We start from the raw sequence: 13,706 nt of genomic DNA, 5'->3' as shown, positions 1-13,706 counted from the left end.
CTGCTTTTCTCGTCCCCGGCATGTCCTTTAAATCATTCCCTCCTCGCGCAGACTGCAGAACGCTTCCGACCGGGCGCTGCCAACGATCACGTGATCGATAAACTCGATCCCGCACAGATTTGTTGCCGCTTTGATTCGTTCTGTGAGTGTCCGGTCCTCTCTGCTCGGCTCCGGATCTCCGCTCGGATGATTGTGTACCAGCACGATTCTGACCGCTCCGCAAAGCAACGCCCTTTGTAAAATCTGTGCCGGATTGAGTGACGCCTGTGTGTACGATCCATGCGAAATTTCAAAGCTTCCAATCAGATGATTTTTTGCATCGAACACGAGAAGCCACACATGTTCCTCCGGCAGTTGCTCCGCATGGTACAGGCAGCGAACCGTCTGACTGATCTTTTGCGGACTGCAATAACAGTCCGCATCACGGAACAGATTGCTGCACTCGAGGCCGATCTTTCCCAGAAAAACGCAGCTCTTCAGGAATATGAAAAGCTTTTTGATCGCTTGTTAAAATACCATTTTGGCCTCAGCAAAAAAGATATCGAAAAGCTAATCACCGAAAAGGAAAAACAGGCGATTTCCAGCCCCGCTGAATGGCCAGCTCATATGGGGGTAAGCGGGGATTTACCGGTCACGGTAATCCCCCTGGAGGGGAAGGCCTCGCTTGGGGGGGAGCAGCGCTCCCTCCCGTAAGAGCAAAGTACCCCGAAGGGGCTTGGGGCAGATCTGCCGGATGAGACAGCAGCCGAGCAATCTGGCCCTCTCTGTAACGTTCACAATACATTTTCTCTGTTTATATATATATATATGATTCAGCCACAGCCGGGGAGGTCAAGGGACTAGGCACGGACGTAGTCCGGGGGGCTGATGAGGGCCCTTGCGGCTCCGGGGGAGATCCCCCGGAGCCGTCCCGCCGGATATATTACCCTAATAGGTCAATCCAAAATATCATACTTTTTCGCTCTCATCGGCTTTTCTCCTTATCGGCTCTACCTGTGCAAAGCAAAAGAAAAAGGCTTTCTTCTTAAATGCATGTTCTGCAGTTTCTTCCTCCGTGTCCTCTCCATCCGTTTTCTTCTTCTTTGTGTACTTCCAGATCTCAATCTGAGCAATCGCTTTTTCTCCCTTTTTTACACTGTATCCATACTCTTTCCAACGTAAAAAGGTGTGAATGGGTTCCGGCTCTTCAATATTTTTCCTGGTTCCGTCATCCTACTTTTTAAAATCGCTCTATTTTGGATATTTCAAAATTTGTGAACCAAAGTGGTTACAAAAATGGAATAAAACGGGTTACAAGATTGGAATACGCTAATTACAACGTACGCAATTTGTTTATTGAGAAGTGTTGTATCAAAGCAATAAATATATGTAGATAATTTTTAAAAAGATCATATAATAGTAGTAGGGAAAATCCTACATTCCCTACCACTATAGATAGGAGGTATGCTTATAGTTACAACTACATTTATTGATAATGCAAAGGTTATGGCAAAAGGTCAGGTTACAATTCCGAAGGACGTTAGAGAAATTCTTGGCGTTTCGAGCGGCGATAGAATTACCTTTGTTGTAGAAAACGGAAGTGTTCGCGTCATTAATTCGGCAATTTATGCCATGCAGATATTACAGGCACAAATGGATGGAGAAGCGGAGGCTGCAGGTATCACATCCGATGAAGACGTCATGAACTTGGTAAAAGAAGTTCGTGCGGAAAGTGAGGCATGATGAGAATACTCATTGATACCAATATCCTTATTTCTGCAGCTTTAAGCAATAAAGGGACACCATTTGCAGCCTTTAAAAAAGCTGTTACTTATCCAAATCATGGATTGATTTGCGAGCAGAACATTGATGAGATGAGACGCATTTTTAATCGAAAGTTTCCGAAAAGGATAGAAGCATTAGAAAAATTTTTATCATTGGCTCTAATGACATTGGAAATGGTTCCAATACCGATGGAAGAATATGATTCAGAAATGCAGGTAAGAGACGTCAATGATCGTCCGATTTTGCGTGCGACTTTGAATGCGAAGGCAGATATCCTTCTTACTGGTGATAAAGACTTTTTGGAGGTCAGGGTTGGAAAATCCTAAAATCATGACAGCAATAGATTTTGTTCAGTCTGATCCTTTGTAGCGTGTTGCTTTATGCAGCACGCTTTTTTATGGAAGGCAACCTTGTAATTCGGGAAAGGTCAACTGCTCGAAATAAATCGGTTGCAAAAAATCATTTTCTTAGGTGCGGATATAGCTAAGCGAATAGTAAAATGACAATATTACTACATCCACGTCAAAAATGAAGAATTTCTTACATTTCAACTGAAAACTTGCAGAGTTTTTATGATTGATTTACTAATATTGCGCTTTTAAAGCAACTATGATAGAATTTACACATAGAAAAACAAAACACATACTTAATTTCACTATATTTAAACATAAAAGGAGTGAATCCAATGAACAAATAAATACTTTTATTTTAAGCACCCCCACAATTTGACACTATCAAATCAAGGAGGTACTTTTATAAAAAAAATTAGAAAAAGAATTATGAGTCTTATTCTTACAGCAATTCTTATTTGCACCACTTTTACGTCAACTGCCTTGGCTGCAGAAACTGCACCATTAAGATTATACATGTCATCCGGGGAAATTGCCAGAGAGCAGGCATACTTCGATTCTCTCAGCAGGGATGAACTGATCCAGGTATTAATGACAAAATACGGAGCTACAGAAACTGAAGCTGAAAGGTTAGTTGACCTTGCTTATGAAAATACCCAGCCGTATTCCGCAAGGGCGAAAGCTTTTCCTTCGAACCCATCCATTGGGCAAACATGCGTTATTGATGTAACGATTCACGTTGACGATGCCGCAACAGCTGCTGGAATTGCTAGTGAAATTATGGCTGCTTCGCCTTATGTGACTTTAGCAGCCGCGCTTTATGCTGCCAATATATTACTTACGGCTGGAAGTATGATATATGGATATACAGTTGTACTCCATATTAGTTATACCTATGGATATACAAACGATGGTGTTTTAGGTTGGACCCCGGGCTATGTATCTTATGAGATTTATTAATTGAGAGGTATGCTATGAAATATAAGGGAAATGTCTATTCGTATTTTAATTTATCAGGGATATTATTTTGTATTTTTATTGCATGGGCATCCTATTACAATTATAAGAATTTACAAATAACCGGACTTTTGGCTTTTTTTGTATTCTGCGTATTGAAGTGTGCAATGCTTGCAAAATTTAAAAAAGATATACTTGAAAAAGATACTCCCTTATTATTTAAAGTTTCTAACCATGTGTTTGGAATAGCATTTATTATCATGGATATCTTTATCTTTTATGTAAATAGGTGATCACTGGTCGCCTATGTTAAAGGAACTTAAGGCGGAAATACACATGGATGCATTTCCGCCTTTTACTATGCAATTGGAAATTTAGATAAGTCGTTTCTATATTTGTAGTAAGTGCCGCGACTGATGCCGATTACTTTCATGCAGTCAGATGGACAAAGATCTCCACCAAAGAGCGTATCACGTTTCAGAATAATATTTTTTGCCTTTCGTTCCTTCTCGGTGATGCACCGGCCACGAGGCCGGCCGAGCTGCTTTCCAGAACGTCTGGCTGTTTCTAATCCCTCGATCGTTCGTTGCCTGAGATCATCCAGTTCCTTCTGGGCCTGTTGAAAGGCAATACGGACTTGCTTTTCTGCAAGCTTCACTTGATATGCTTCGATGGCCTCCAGAATTATATCACCCTCCGTGCCAGTCCGTGGAATTTGCATCTGACAGGCTTCCCGATATACATCCGTGTTGATCCCAGGCTCCACGAAGAAAAACAAGTTCACTTTTCTTTTATACAGATCCAGGTACTCCTTTACTCCATCATCCTCATCACGGGCCATTCTGGAAACCGAATCAAAATAGATATTATCTCCAGGCATAAATCTGGGATAATATCTCCGCCACTTAGGCCGATCCTGTGTGCTACCAGTAAAAATTTCCTTGATGATAACAAGGTTCGGATCCGGACACATCAGGCGGATGTTGCGCTCCTGTCGTTCCACATTCTGAAATTTTGTAGAAATCCTTATATATCCATAGTTCAATGCACATCTCTCCCGATTGTATGAAAAAAATGTTATATTTATAGTGTACAGATGATTGGCAATATACGCAAGTTGAAACTGTATAAAAAAACGACGTTTTTTTCGTACACTTACATCTTTCATTATCTGAGCGATTATTGTATAATATAAACGTAAGCTTTTTATCATACACCTAGGAGGATACCTCATTGATATACGGATACGCAAGAATTTCCAGCAAGCACCAAAATATCGACCGCCAGATTCGCAATATTAAATCCCGCTACCCAGATGCCATAATGATCATCGAAGTTTATACTGGTCGAACGCAGGACCGCCCTAAGTGGGTAAATCTGATCTCAATGGTAAAAGAAAATGACAAGATTGTCTTCGACTCCGTTTCCCGAATGTCCCGTACTTCAGATGAAGGATTTGCAGATTATAAAGCGCTCTATCAGCGGGGCATTACATTAGAATTTATAAATGAGCCACAAATCGATACTGCTGTGTACCGCGAATCTCTTCAGATTGATATTCCAATGACCGGTACTGATGCTGATCTGATTCTTAAAGGCGTGGAGCAGTATCTGATGAAATTGGCTGAGAAGCAAATTAAAATCGCCTTTGACCAGGCACAGAAAGAGGTTGACGATCTCCGCCAGCGCACCATTGAGGGTCTGCAAACCGCCCGTTTAGCTGGGAAAAAACTCGGTCGTCCACATGGTCGCTGTATTACAGAAAAGGAACGGAAGGCAAAAAATATCATCATCAAGCGGGACAAACTCTTTGGCGGAGATCTATGTCCGACTGACTGCATGAAGGTAATCGGCATCAGTCGCAACACCTATTATCGATATCGCAAGGACTTACAGCAGACAACTAATGCATAGATTTTCACCTTCTGCCCCACAAAAAAATGAGAGCAGCGGCTATCCACATAGCTTCTGCTCTCAAAATTTGTAAAATGCTTTAGTTTCCGACTTTCCTCTAATTAAACTGAAACTTCGCTATCCCATAGATCGGGATCGTGTAAATATTTCCATGGATTCCGCCATGTGTATTTCCCTTTGCATACAGAACATAATCCGCTTTTCTCTTTTCCAAGATTTCTTCTGCGGTCTTTCCGCTGTTTTTTCGGTCTTAACCTCAATCGCATATGTGTGCTGGTCTGTATGGACCGACTTCGCAAAAAAGTCAATCTCGTATTTTCCCCATGTAGAAAACGCCGGGGTCTCCAATGCAATTTCCCTTGGATATGAAATTCTCCGTTTCAGATCAAGATATACGAAATTTTCGTTGACCACCCCCTGAATATCCCCTGCGCTACACCCTGTCTGGGTCAGGAAATACGTTGTAAGTCCCAGATCCATGAAGAACGCTCTTGATTTTGCTTTGTAAGACAGAATATCACATCCAGTCAGTTTTCCGGCAAATCCAATAATTCCAGCACTGTGGAGCCAGTCAATTGCCCGGTTTACCGCAGCTTTTGAAAGATTGCTTGAGTATTCTCTCACAACAAGGCTTTGAAGTTCTTCACTGAAACTGTCTTCCTCGAATCCCTTTTTTCCCTCACAAGAAGTCTTGCGACACTCGTAAACAGGTTCTCATAGCTATCGTATTCCAAGATGTCTTTAAAGTATCTCCGGCTCTCATTTGCAAACAGGCGAACGATCTTCTCAAGAGTCAATTGGCACTGAGAGATGCTACCTGTCTCCATATAAGTTAGCACAACTGCCGGATATCCGCCAATCGTGCAGTATATATGGTAAAGCTCTTCCAGCTCCCGGTACGTATTTTCACTGCTGTTTCCATATAAATCCAGCTGCTGGTATAGCTTTTCCTTTCCTAATGCCATTAAAAACTCTTCAAAGCTGAGAGTCTGAATATCAATTGCGTCCAAATCCCCAGCCGAATATTTAAAGTCGTCATTCATAATTCTTCCACGGTAGCTTCCTGTAATGATAAAATCACACGCCAGATTTCTCGTAAACTCCCGAATCCGGTTATAAATATCTACCGATTCCTGAATCTCATCAATGATCACAACCGTGTCTGAGTCATCAACAAACGTAGGGTCATATCGTTTAATCAACTCATACACAGGATTCTCATACCGTTCTCCCTGTTTCATGTTCTGAATGAGATCTCTGTAATGGCTCACCAGTAATTCCCCAGAAAGTTCCAGAAGATTTACATAAATTTTTCTTTTATATTCCCGGTCCGCAAACTTATTGACCAGATAAGTTTTTCCAACCTGTCTTGCCCCTGACACTTCAAGTGTAGAATGGTTCGGTTTATTCTTCCGTGCAAGCAATTTACTAGATGCTTTTCTTTCTAAATCGATTTGCATCTTGTCCTCCCGTCCACTCATTCATCCATTTTATACTGTCTCATAGGGGAATCGGCATCCGATCGTATAAATCGGTATCGTTGCAAAGCGTGATCCCTGACCTCCATGAGAAAGTGCACACCGGAACCCTTTGTCAACCATACTCTTATCTCTATAATACTCCAAAGATTGGGCACGATTATTTCCGCTCTTTACCTCAAGTCCATAGCGAACATCATCTTTATCGACAACCACAAAATCCAGTTCATAGTCTCCACAGGTAGAAAAGCACGGCTTGTCACCCCGAACACGCTTTTTCCCCGGAGCAGCCTGATACAAGCGACTAAGCTCTGTATACGCAAATGTCTCTGTCAACATTCCCTCGGTCGCGTCTTTCGGAACTGTAACCATACTGGAAATATAATTTGCGATTCCCGGATCAGCAAAGTATGCCCTTCGATTGCTGACAACATCTGTCACATCCCCATTATTATAAAGATCGCAGTAGCCGATAATTCCGGAATATAACAGCCACGAAGCCGCTGTGCGCACCTCATTCCTGCTCACCGGTTCCTTTACCGTGTCTTTCACAAAATTCGTGACAAATTCCAGAAATGTCTTTCCAGTGCCCTTCTCCTCTTCCGCAATCTGCACCAGAACTGCTTTATACGCTTCCTGGAAAATACTAAGTGCCGTACTATTGGTAAAGAATCGACTTGACTCTGCCGTAAAGGTACGAATCAGATCTTCAAGAACCACCATACAGTCGTCAATCTGTCTGGATTCTATGAATGTTGTGACAACCAGCGGATACCCACCAATTTTTCGATATACCTGATAGGCCTCTTCAAGTTTCTGATAATCTTCATCCTTGGATTCTGACTTCAAGCTGATTGTTTCCAATATATCTTCTATATTCAATGCTCTGCAAAATTCTTTGAATGACAGCGGGTACATTTGAAGGTACGCAATCCCTGCCGGAAGGAAGAAGTCTCTGGAATTGACGGTTCTGGCAAGATAACTGCCGCTGACAATGATGTCGCATCCAAGCTGTTCCCGCAGATCACGGATCGCATTGTAGACATTCGCACGCTCCTGAATCTCATCAATCACGAGAACTGTACTTTCATCATCCACATACTCACCAATTCCTGCATTCCTGCAATATTCCCGCATAAAATGATCTGTAAGCATTAGATCTTCAAATCCATATTCATCACGCACGAGATTCACATAGACGACCTGTTTATAATGGCTATATACAAACTTCTTGACCTCATGCGTCTTTCCAACATGCCATGGTCCTTCTATTTGTAATACAGTATGATGCCGTTTATTCTTCCAGTTCAGAAGCTCATTCTGTACATCCCGCTCTAACTCGATTTTGCTCTGTACAAATCCGGTCATCCCTGATTCCTTTCCTGCTCTTCAACCATCGTTGTTATCATTATAGCAAACTCCATTTAAAATTCCTATCATCGTCTGAAAAAATATTCGTTTATGCAGCCCTCCCCTTATCTTCTGCATCCGACTGAATCTCTTCTATCGTTGTCGCAATATGGCACCTCTGCAACGCCTCCTCATATGTAACTCCATGATTCTCAATTTTTAAAATTCCTTCACACATCCGACGATGTACCGGATTTTTTGAACACCGCAGCCTCTGAATTCGGTTCGGCTCTTTCTCCAGATGACAACCAAATCCACACATCACACAGCCAGTTCGGCTCTCGCCTGTCGTAACCCATTCTCCCGTTTTATCCCATACCACTTCTCCATATATGCAACAGATGGGAATTCTATGATCCATTTTATATTGCAATACGTCTGCCCTTATCCAGAACCCCATCGGCTGACTCTTAATTGTATGGCCATCATAGACATTGCACCCCGTATGATTATACTGGTTTTCTCTTTTAAATCCCTCATCCAGGTTCTTTTTCGATGAGTTCCATGATTTCTGATAAATGAAAGACCTTATTAACCGGTAAAGTAGCAAGAAATTCTCGTATCTGCGTTGTGCTTACCCCATTTGCCATCTTATTTTTCTCCTCTCTACACACAAAGGCACTGCAAAAACCTTCACTCTATCAGATTTCACAGTGCCCGCTTATTTACAGATTACATTTATATCTTTTTTCTTTCCCTAAAGCTCACTTTCATCCCATATCTGCCTCGACTGCTGCTGCCAAGTCAATCGTCGCCAATGGATTAGAAACAATATTGACACCAAATGGAACTTTTATCTCTTTTTTTAATTCTCCCACAACCCGTCCCATCGCTGCCACAGTTACGTAGGAAACCTTTTTTTCATACGGAAGGCTGAATTCATTGGCAATCAAAACTCCATCTACTCCTCCCTCCTGGAGCGCCTGAAGCTCTCTGGCTGCATTTTCAATTACCTCTCCCATCGTTGCGTCTTTTTCATACAGAGGATCCCCCCGGCAGCGCCCGCAAATGCAACAGTGCAATGATTGGCTTTTTTACATGAAATAATTCATCTGTCCACATATTCTTTCTCTCCTCTATTCCATGTACATTCTCAAATTCTGCACATTTCTTTTGTCATAACGAAATGGATCCAGGTAATACGCTGGTGCTGTCAGTTCCTGCGTAAAATATCCCTCATATCCATTTTTTACCATGTCCTCTAAATCCTTTCTTAAGTTTCTCTTCCCTTCACCCCAGATGTAATGCCCATAGGGATCACAATCCTGAAAATGTGCATGTACAATGTTTTCCTTTCCAAAAACATCAAACCACTGCTGAATCGTTTCACCAGAAACTGACATTGCTGTCAAATCAATCATAACTTTAAAGCGCGGATGATCGACTAAATCAAATAACTGTTTCATTTGCTGCAAACTATACCCAATTCTTGATTCCTGCGGCCGTAAAGTCTCTGCCACAATTGTCACGCCATTTTCCTCTGCGACCTCACAAAGTCTCTGATGCATCTCAGCTGCCCGCTTCAACCCATCCTCCTCCGCTTCATCCCAGTAACCCCATCCAGAATTTGCTTCCATCTTGTCTGCCCCCAGCGCAGCCCCCAGACGTATCGCATTTGCAAAAAATCCAAATGTTTTTTCTCTCAGTTCTGGTTCTTTTACACCAAATTGATAACCAAACCGGCAATTCTGTGGTGTAAATACTGGGCACTTCAAACCGTGTTCCTGTAATTTTTTACGGACTGGCTCTGGATCCTGATATTCATTTGGATCCAGCCAAAGTCCTTGATGCCCTCCCAGCAATTCTACATTTTTGATTCCCAGTTCCTGCATACAATCCAGGAAATAATCCAACGTATATTGGCAATAATGAAGATTCAATACCGAAAGTTTATCAAAATCAACTATTTTCATTTTCGCTTCCTCCTCATACAATTAATCCATTATAAACGGTTCCAATTCACGCATATTCTGCCGATCGGCTGCAGCCGGATCCTCCAGGTAGCGTGCATCATTCAGTGCCAGGCTTAGCAATCCTTTATATTTGTACTGATCCAGACAAATCAATTGATCCTCTAACGGTCTCAAACCATCTCCCCATGCAAGGCATCCCTGCGGACGTCCATCCACAAAACGGATATGATATATTTTGTCTCCTAATGCTTCAAACCAGTCTTTCATCGACTCTCCTGCCACTCCGGCACTCGTCAAATTCAGGGCAGCCTGTATCTGCGGCTCATTAACCGACTCCAAAAGTTTTTTTAGCTCTGGAAGCATATTAATAACCGTTGCGTCTTCTGGCCGTACTGTTTCCACTGCAAGAACAACCCCCTCTTCCGCAGCAGTTTTTGAAAGCCGACGCAAGGTTTGAACCGCACGTTCAAAAATACGTCTCGGATCTTCATTTCTTGCACCGCCGCAGCAATTGAGTACCATCACTTTCGCACCAGCTTCTGCCGCTGCACGGATTCCATTTTCAAAATATCCGATTGAATGCTTCCTTGCCGTCTCGTCATGACAGCAAAGTGCATAATTATAAATCGTACACTCCGGTGAAAAAGCTCCGATTGTCAATCCATAATCTGCTGCATTCTTTTTTAATTCAGCCGCATCCTCAAACCCATAATCATCTAGCAGGAAATGCGGTCTTGCACACCAAAACTCTATATTTTTTATTCCGAGAGCCTGCTGCGTTTTAAAGAAATAATCCAAAGTTCTGTATTTATAGTGCATATTCATTCCTGCAATCTGTTCCCGCCTTATCTTTATCATCCAGTTGTTCCTCCTCGTATTATATAGCAGTAGTATATCATATAATTTTATGAAATACTTTACAAAGATTTTTATTTCTAGGGAAGAAAAAAGTGTCTGAAAATATAGATCACATCAATTTATAAAGAACGTTATTCTATTTATTGATAACGTTATCATATAGAAAGATGTACGTTCTTTTTGTGCAATTTGCTATTATAGAGTGAAAAAATAAATTTACAGTGCATTTCAGCATAATGAAAATACTTAGTCGTTCATATTATCATCTTGGAAAATTTCTACATCATCGTCTTTTGAATTTAATCGAGCGAACCAATCAGTTGTTGCTCCAGTAACCATTCCAGCAACCGCTCCTGTAGCGGCGCCGATTGCACCAATTGCACCGATTGGTGTTGTCATTCCGACAACGGCGCCGATTGTACCGATTGGAGATAAACCAGCGCCCAGTATGCCAGCACCAACTGTTGCACCAACAGTAGCTGCATGTGCAATACTTGAAACGGCTTTTTTGCGAAATTTATTTTGCGGAGCTGTAGCCTCGTACAAAAATTTTGCTTGATAATTTTTAAATTCCTCACGTGTTAGCTTGGCGTCTAATAATTTATCCATAGCATTTTTTAAGAGTTCTACATAAGGAGCTTTAGAGTGAGTAATTTCATATTCAAAAATATATCGCAAACCAATATATTGCAATTTACTCATTGTGGATTTCCCATTTTCTAAATTGCTGATGGTTTGCTTGGTAAGCCCGATCCGATCCCCTAATTCCTGTGTGGTCCAGCCACAGATTTTTCGTAATATAAATAAATTCTCCTTGGAAGAAGAGCCGGATGAGGTTGATGTTAGGATATTACACCGGCGGATCGCAGATCAAAGGATCATCAATGCTGTTACTTGGTATAAAGTACAGCATACACAGCTGTTTATTAGTAACGATAAAGCGTTACTAGAGGCAATTGTTACTGCAGATCAGATGGAAGCAGTTCACGGGAAGCCAGTTTACGCGACCAGCCTATCTGATGACGGTGAGCTTATCAAATACACTAAGGCGGAAGCTATTGATTGGGACGCGGTTGATAAAGATATTTCTGATACGAATAGAGACTATATAAACGGAAAAATCATAGGCACTATTATGGGAAGTATCTTTAGTACCATTATAGTCGGAGGGATTTCCTACTTGGCACATTCACATACAAAAATTTCAAAACCGTGTAAACACTTTTAACAAAAAGGGGCTGTGAAAAAACATAGCCTATAAAAAAGAAGGACCAAGGATTCATAATGAATCCAAGGTCCTCTTTTTGTGTTAAAATTAATCTGCAATGAAAAAAATAACACACACTTATTCTAACCCCAAACAGGCAGTTTTGCCAATACTAATTCAAGATTATCTGGACATTTGTGATCCGGTGCTGACATTTAATCGATTTATGGGAGAAATCGATTTGGAGAAATACCTGAAGGAAATCCCGAAACATGAGGTGGGAAGACTTCGGTATAACCCGGTCAGTATGCTGAAAACAATCCTGTTCGGATTTATGACAAATGGATATGTTTCTCTTCGTGAGCTGGAAGACAGCTGCAAAGTGAATCTAAGATTCATGTATCTGATGGATCATGAAGTCCCATCCTATCGGACTTTTGGATATTTTATCAATGAGATACTCAGCGATTCTATTGAGAAACTATTCTGTGATATCAATCAAAAAATTTTTGAGAAAGAACATACGGACCTGCAACATTTATATATTGACGGTTCTAAGTTTGAAGCCAACGCAAACAAGTATTCCTGGGTATGGAAGAAAGCGACTGAAAAATCCAGATACCGCCTGTTTGAGAAGATCACTTCCCTGTTTCAGGAAATTAATCTTGAGCTTCAATACACAGGGATAAAGTTCAGTATTAATACGGAATACTCGCCAAAATACCTAAAGGAAGCCGCATCGAAATACGTAGAAATCTGGCAGTTGGATGAAACAACGTTTGTCGCTGGGAAAGGACATCGAAAGTCAGTCCAGCAGCGCCATTATGAAAAACTTCAGGAATATCTGTCAAAGCTGAATGACTATGTAGAAAAGATCCAAATCTGTGGAGATGGACGCAATAGCTATTCCAAGACTGATCATTCCGCTACTTTCATGCGAATCAAAAAGGACTATATGGGAAATGACCAGCTGCTCCCGGCGTATAATGTCCAGGTCGGTGTGGCGGATGAGTAATAGCGGTTGTTGATGTGAACCAATACCGTTCAGATATGGACTTTTTCATCCCCCTCATGAATAAGTTCCATGATATTTATGGCTTCTACCCCAAATATCCGGTAGCAGATGCCGGTTACGGCTCGTATAATAACTATATTTTCTGTGAACAGAATCTTCCATGTTAATTCCACTCCTATTCCAGCAAAAAGAGAAGGAAGCCTTCTACTCAATTTATTGTATGAATATAGATAGGTAAATCTTCATACAATGCACTGTTTTCAGACCGCAAACACGCGCAAACATCAAAATCACAAAGAAAAAACCCCAGAGTCCTTATAAATAAAGGATTCTGAGGCTCTCATAAGAGAGGCGACAACCAGATTTGAACTGGTGATCAGGGTGTTGCAGACCCACGCCTTACCACTTGGCTATGTCGCCATATTTAGCTAAATGACCCCAACGAGGTTCGAACTCGTGTTACCGCCGTGAAAGGGCGATGTCTTAACCGCTTGACCATGGGGCCTTAAATATATACTATCATATTTACTTGCCTCTGTCAACCGGATAAACGCGAATCCATCGATTACCAGATTTGAACTGGTGACCAGGGCGTTTCAGACCCACATCTCATCAGGTTTACCGAACACATTGGATAGTATGAAAAAACTCCCCGAGTAGGACTCGAACCTACGACAGCGCGGTTAACAGCCGCGTGCTCTACCGACTGAGCTATCGAGGAATAATGAAGGAACATACCTTCAAAACCACATATTGAACATCATCAACCTTTGAATCTTCACTTGACCTTCCTGGATAAGCCCTCGACCGATTAGTAACAGTCAGCTCCATGCATTACTG

17 protein-coding genes, 3 tRNA genes and 2 pseudogenes are annotated in these 13,706 nt (G+C 41.6%); 8 read left to right on the top strand and 14 right to left on the bottom strand.

Features of this window, described 5'->3' with window-relative positions; genetic code table 11:
• Positions 1-27: 27 nt before the first annotated feature.
• Positions 28-339: a JAB domain-containing protein gene (locus GPK90_RS06650; protein ID WP_486463664.1), complete on the bottom strand. Its 312-nt coding sequence runs from the start codon at positions 337-339 to the stop codon at positions 28-30.
• A 24-nt stretch (positions 340-363) separates the two neighbouring features.
• Here GPK90_RS06650 and GPK90_RS19005 point away from each other — a divergent pair, with 24 nt between their 5' ends.
• The gene (locus GPK90_RS19005; protein WP_252197377.1) at positions 364-693 is read left to right on the top strand and encodes a hypothetical protein; all 330 of its coding nucleotides are present in this window, start codon (positions 364-366) and stop codon (positions 691-693) included.
• A 255-nt stretch (positions 694-948) separates the two neighbouring features.
• Here the strand turns inward: GPK90_RS19005 and GPK90_RS19760 are convergent, their stop codons facing one another.
• The gene (locus tag GPK90_RS19760; RefSeq protein ID WP_485663354.1) at positions 949-1,173 is read right to left on the bottom strand and encodes an ArdC-like ssDNA-binding domain-containing protein; all 225 of its coding nucleotides are present in this window, start codon (positions 1,171-1,173) and stop codon (positions 949-951) included.
• Between the two features lie 270 nt (positions 1,174-1,443).
• Between GPK90_RS19760 and GPK90_RS06640 the strand changes: the two genes are divergently transcribed.
• The 4 genes from GPK90_RS06640 to GPK90_RS06625 all read left to right on the top strand — a co-directional run bounded on the left by GPK90_RS06640 (position 1,444) and on the right by GPK90_RS06625 (position 3,364).
• Positions 1,444-1,722, top strand: a complete 279-nt coding sequence (locus GPK90_RS06640) for an AbrB/MazE/SpoVT family DNA-binding domain-containing protein (RefSeq protein ID WP_252197376.1) — start codon at positions 1,444-1,446, stop codon at positions 1,720-1,722.
• Positions 1,719-2,090 carry a putative toxin-antitoxin system toxin component, PIN family gene (locus GPK90_RS06635; RefSeq protein WP_252197375.1) on the top strand — a complete coding sequence of 124 codons (372 nt, stop codon included), beginning with the start codon at positions 1,719-1,721 and terminating at the stop codon, positions 2,088-2,090. Before GPK90_RS06640 ends, GPK90_RS06635 begins: the two co-directional genes overlap by 4 nt.
• Before the next feature lie 453 nt (positions 2,091-2,543).
• Complete coding sequence (locus GPK90_RS06630; RefSeq protein WP_215702556.1) at positions 2,544-3,074, top strand: hypothetical protein; 531 nt, start codon at positions 2,544-2,546, stop codon at positions 3,072-3,074.
• Between the two features lie 14 nt (positions 3,075-3,088).
• Positions 3,089-3,364, top strand: coding sequence for a hypothetical protein (locus GPK90_RS06625; protein ID WP_015552225.1), 276 nt, complete (start codon positions 3,089-3,091; stop codon positions 3,362-3,364).
• 65 nt (positions 3,365-3,429) lie between these two features.
• On the opposite strand, the gene GPK90_RS06620 is transcribed toward GPK90_RS06625, so the two are convergent.
• Positions 3,430-4,116, bottom strand: a complete 687-nt coding sequence (locus tag GPK90_RS06620) for a recombinase family protein (protein WP_215702594.1) — start codon at positions 4,114-4,116, stop codon at positions 3,430-3,432.
• Between the two features lie 188 nt (positions 4,117-4,304).
• On the opposite strand from GPK90_RS06620, the gene GPK90_RS06615 reads away from it, so the two are divergent.
• Positions 4,305-4,985 (top strand): recombinase family protein, encoded by a 681-nt coding sequence (locus tag GPK90_RS06615; protein ID WP_215702555.1) that lies wholly within the window; start codon positions 4,305-4,307, stop codon positions 4,983-4,985.
• Positions 4,986-5,102: 117 nt separating this feature from the next.
• Here GPK90_RS06615 and GPK90_RS19545 read toward each other — a convergent pair whose 3' ends face one another.
• From GPK90_RS19545 to GPK90_RS19755, 8 genes and pseudogenes are all read right to left on the bottom strand, one after another.
• Positions 5,103-5,609 carry a hypothetical protein gene (locus GPK90_RS19545; RefSeq protein ID WP_346011218.1) on the bottom strand — a complete coding sequence of 169 codons (507 nt, stop codon included), beginning with the start codon at positions 5,607-5,609 and terminating at the stop codon, positions 5,103-5,105.
• A complete protein-coding gene (locus GPK90_RS19540; protein ID WP_346011217.1) occupies positions 5,606-6,445 on the bottom strand; it encodes an AAA family ATPase in 840 nt (279 codons plus the stop codon). The genes GPK90_RS19545 and GPK90_RS19540 overlap by 4 nt, the downstream gene beginning before the upstream one ends.
• A gap of 30 nt (positions 6,446-6,475) precedes the next feature.
• Positions 6,476-7,831, bottom strand: coding sequence for an AAA family ATPase (locus GPK90_RS06605; protein ID WP_215702554.1), 1,356 nt, complete (start codon positions 7,829-7,831; stop codon positions 6,476-6,478).
• 752 nt (positions 7,832-8,583) lie between these two features.
• Positions 8,584-8,835, bottom strand: a complete 252-nt coding sequence (locus tag GPK90_RS06600) for a BtpA/SgcQ family protein (RefSeq protein ID WP_243022344.1) — start codon at positions 8,833-8,835, stop codon at positions 8,584-8,586.
• Positions 8,836-8,949: 114 nt separating this feature from the next.
• Complete coding sequence (locus GPK90_RS06595) at positions 8,950-9,786, bottom strand: sugar phosphate isomerase/epimerase family protein (RefSeq protein ID WP_118532685.1); 837 nt, start codon at positions 9,784-9,786, stop codon at positions 8,950-8,952.
• A gap of 21 nt (positions 9,787-9,807) precedes the next feature.
• The gene (locus tag GPK90_RS06590) at positions 9,808-10,644 is read right to left on the bottom strand and encodes a sugar phosphate isomerase/epimerase family protein (RefSeq protein WP_215702553.1); all 837 of its coding nucleotides are present in this window, start codon (positions 10,642-10,644) and stop codon (positions 9,808-9,810) included.
• 246 nt (positions 10,645-10,890) lie between these two features.
• On the bottom strand, positions 10,891-11,346 hold the full coding sequence (locus GPK90_RS06585) for a hypothetical protein (RefSeq protein ID WP_243022345.1): 456 nt from the start codon (positions 11,344-11,346) through the stop codon (positions 10,891-10,893).
• Between the two features lie 15 nt (positions 11,347-11,361).
• Positions 11,362-11,433 (bottom strand): annotated as a pseudogene (locus GPK90_RS19755) (helix-turn-helix transcriptional regulator); the annotation flags it as partial.
• A gap of 25 nt (positions 11,434-11,458) precedes the next feature.
• On the opposite strand from GPK90_RS19755, the gene GPK90_RS06580 reads away from it, so the two are divergent.
• The gene (locus tag GPK90_RS06580) at positions 11,459-11,872 is read left to right on the top strand and encodes a hypothetical protein (RefSeq protein WP_147352740.1); all 414 of its coding nucleotides are present in this window, start codon (positions 11,459-11,461) and stop codon (positions 11,870-11,872) included.
• 97 nt (positions 11,873-11,969) lie between these two features.
• Positions 11,970-12,855, top strand: a pseudogene (locus GPK90_RS06575) (transposase); the annotation flags it as partial.
• A 360-nt stretch (positions 12,856-13,215) separates the two neighbouring features.
• On the opposite strand, the gene GPK90_RS06570 reads toward GPK90_RS06575, so the two are convergent.
• From GPK90_RS06570 to GPK90_RS06560, 3 genes are all read right to left on the bottom strand, one after another.
• A tRNA-Cys gene (locus GPK90_RS06570) sits at positions 13,216-13,286 on the bottom strand.
• Between the two features lie 13 nt (positions 13,287-13,299).
• Positions 13,300-13,371 (bottom strand) — tRNA-Glu (locus GPK90_RS06565).
• 143 nt (positions 13,372-13,514) lie between these two features.
• Positions 13,515-13,587, bottom strand: a tRNA-Asn gene (locus GPK90_RS06560).
• Positions 13,588-13,706: the final 119 nt, after the last annotated feature.

It is taken from the genome of Clostridium sp. MCC344 (genome assembly GCF_018785365.1).
GTDB lineage: Bacteria > Bacillota > Clostridia > Lachnospirales > Lachnospiraceae > Pilosibacter.
The sequence above is the reverse complement of the archived record's forward strand: the minus strand, read 5'-3'. Positions and strand labels throughout refer to the sequence as shown.

Excerpts from the sequence above, each read along its gene's own strand:
- GPK90_RS19005 (WP_252197377.1), top strand. The coding sequence starts at position 364 with ATGGTACAGGCAGCGAACCGTCTGACTGATCTTTTGCGGACTGCAATA.
- GPK90_RS06640 (WP_252197376.1), top strand. The coding sequence starts at position 1,444 with ATGCTTATAGTTACAACTACATTTATTGATAATGCAAAGGTTATGGCA.
- GPK90_RS06635 (WP_252197375.1), top strand. The coding sequence starts at position 1,719 with ATGATGAGAATACTCATTGATACCAATATCCTTATTTCTGCAGCTTTA.
- GPK90_RS06630 (WP_215702556.1), top strand. The coding sequence starts at position 2,544 with ATGAGTCTTATTCTTACAGCAATTCTTATTTGCACCACTTTTACGTCA.
- GPK90_RS06625 (WP_015552225.1), top strand. The coding sequence starts at position 3,089 with ATGAAATATAAGGGAAATGTCTATTCGTATTTTAATTTATCAGGGATA.
- GPK90_RS19540 (WP_346011217.1), bottom strand. The coding sequence starts at position 6,445 with ATGCAAATCGATTTAGAAAGAAAAGCATCTAGTAAATTGCTTGCACGG.
- GPK90_RS06605 (WP_215702554.1), bottom strand. The coding sequence starts at position 7,831 with ATGACCGGATTTGTACAGAGCAAAATCGAGTTAGAGCGGGATGTACAG.
- GPK90_RS06600 (WP_243022344.1), bottom strand. The coding sequence starts at position 8,835 with ATGGGAGAGGTAATTGAAAATGCAGCCAGAGAGCTTCAGGCGCTCCAG.
- GPK90_RS06595 (WP_118532685.1), bottom strand. The coding sequence starts at position 9,786 with ATGAAAATAGTTGATTTTGATAAACTTTCGGTATTGAATCTTCATTAT.
- GPK90_RS06590 (WP_215702553.1), bottom strand. The coding sequence starts at position 10,644 with ATGATAAAGATAAGGCGGGAACAGATTGCAGGAATGAATATGCACTAT.
- GPK90_RS06585 (WP_243022345.1), bottom strand. The coding sequence starts at position 11,346 with ATGAGTAAATTGCAATATATTGGTTTGCGATATATTTTTGAATATGAA.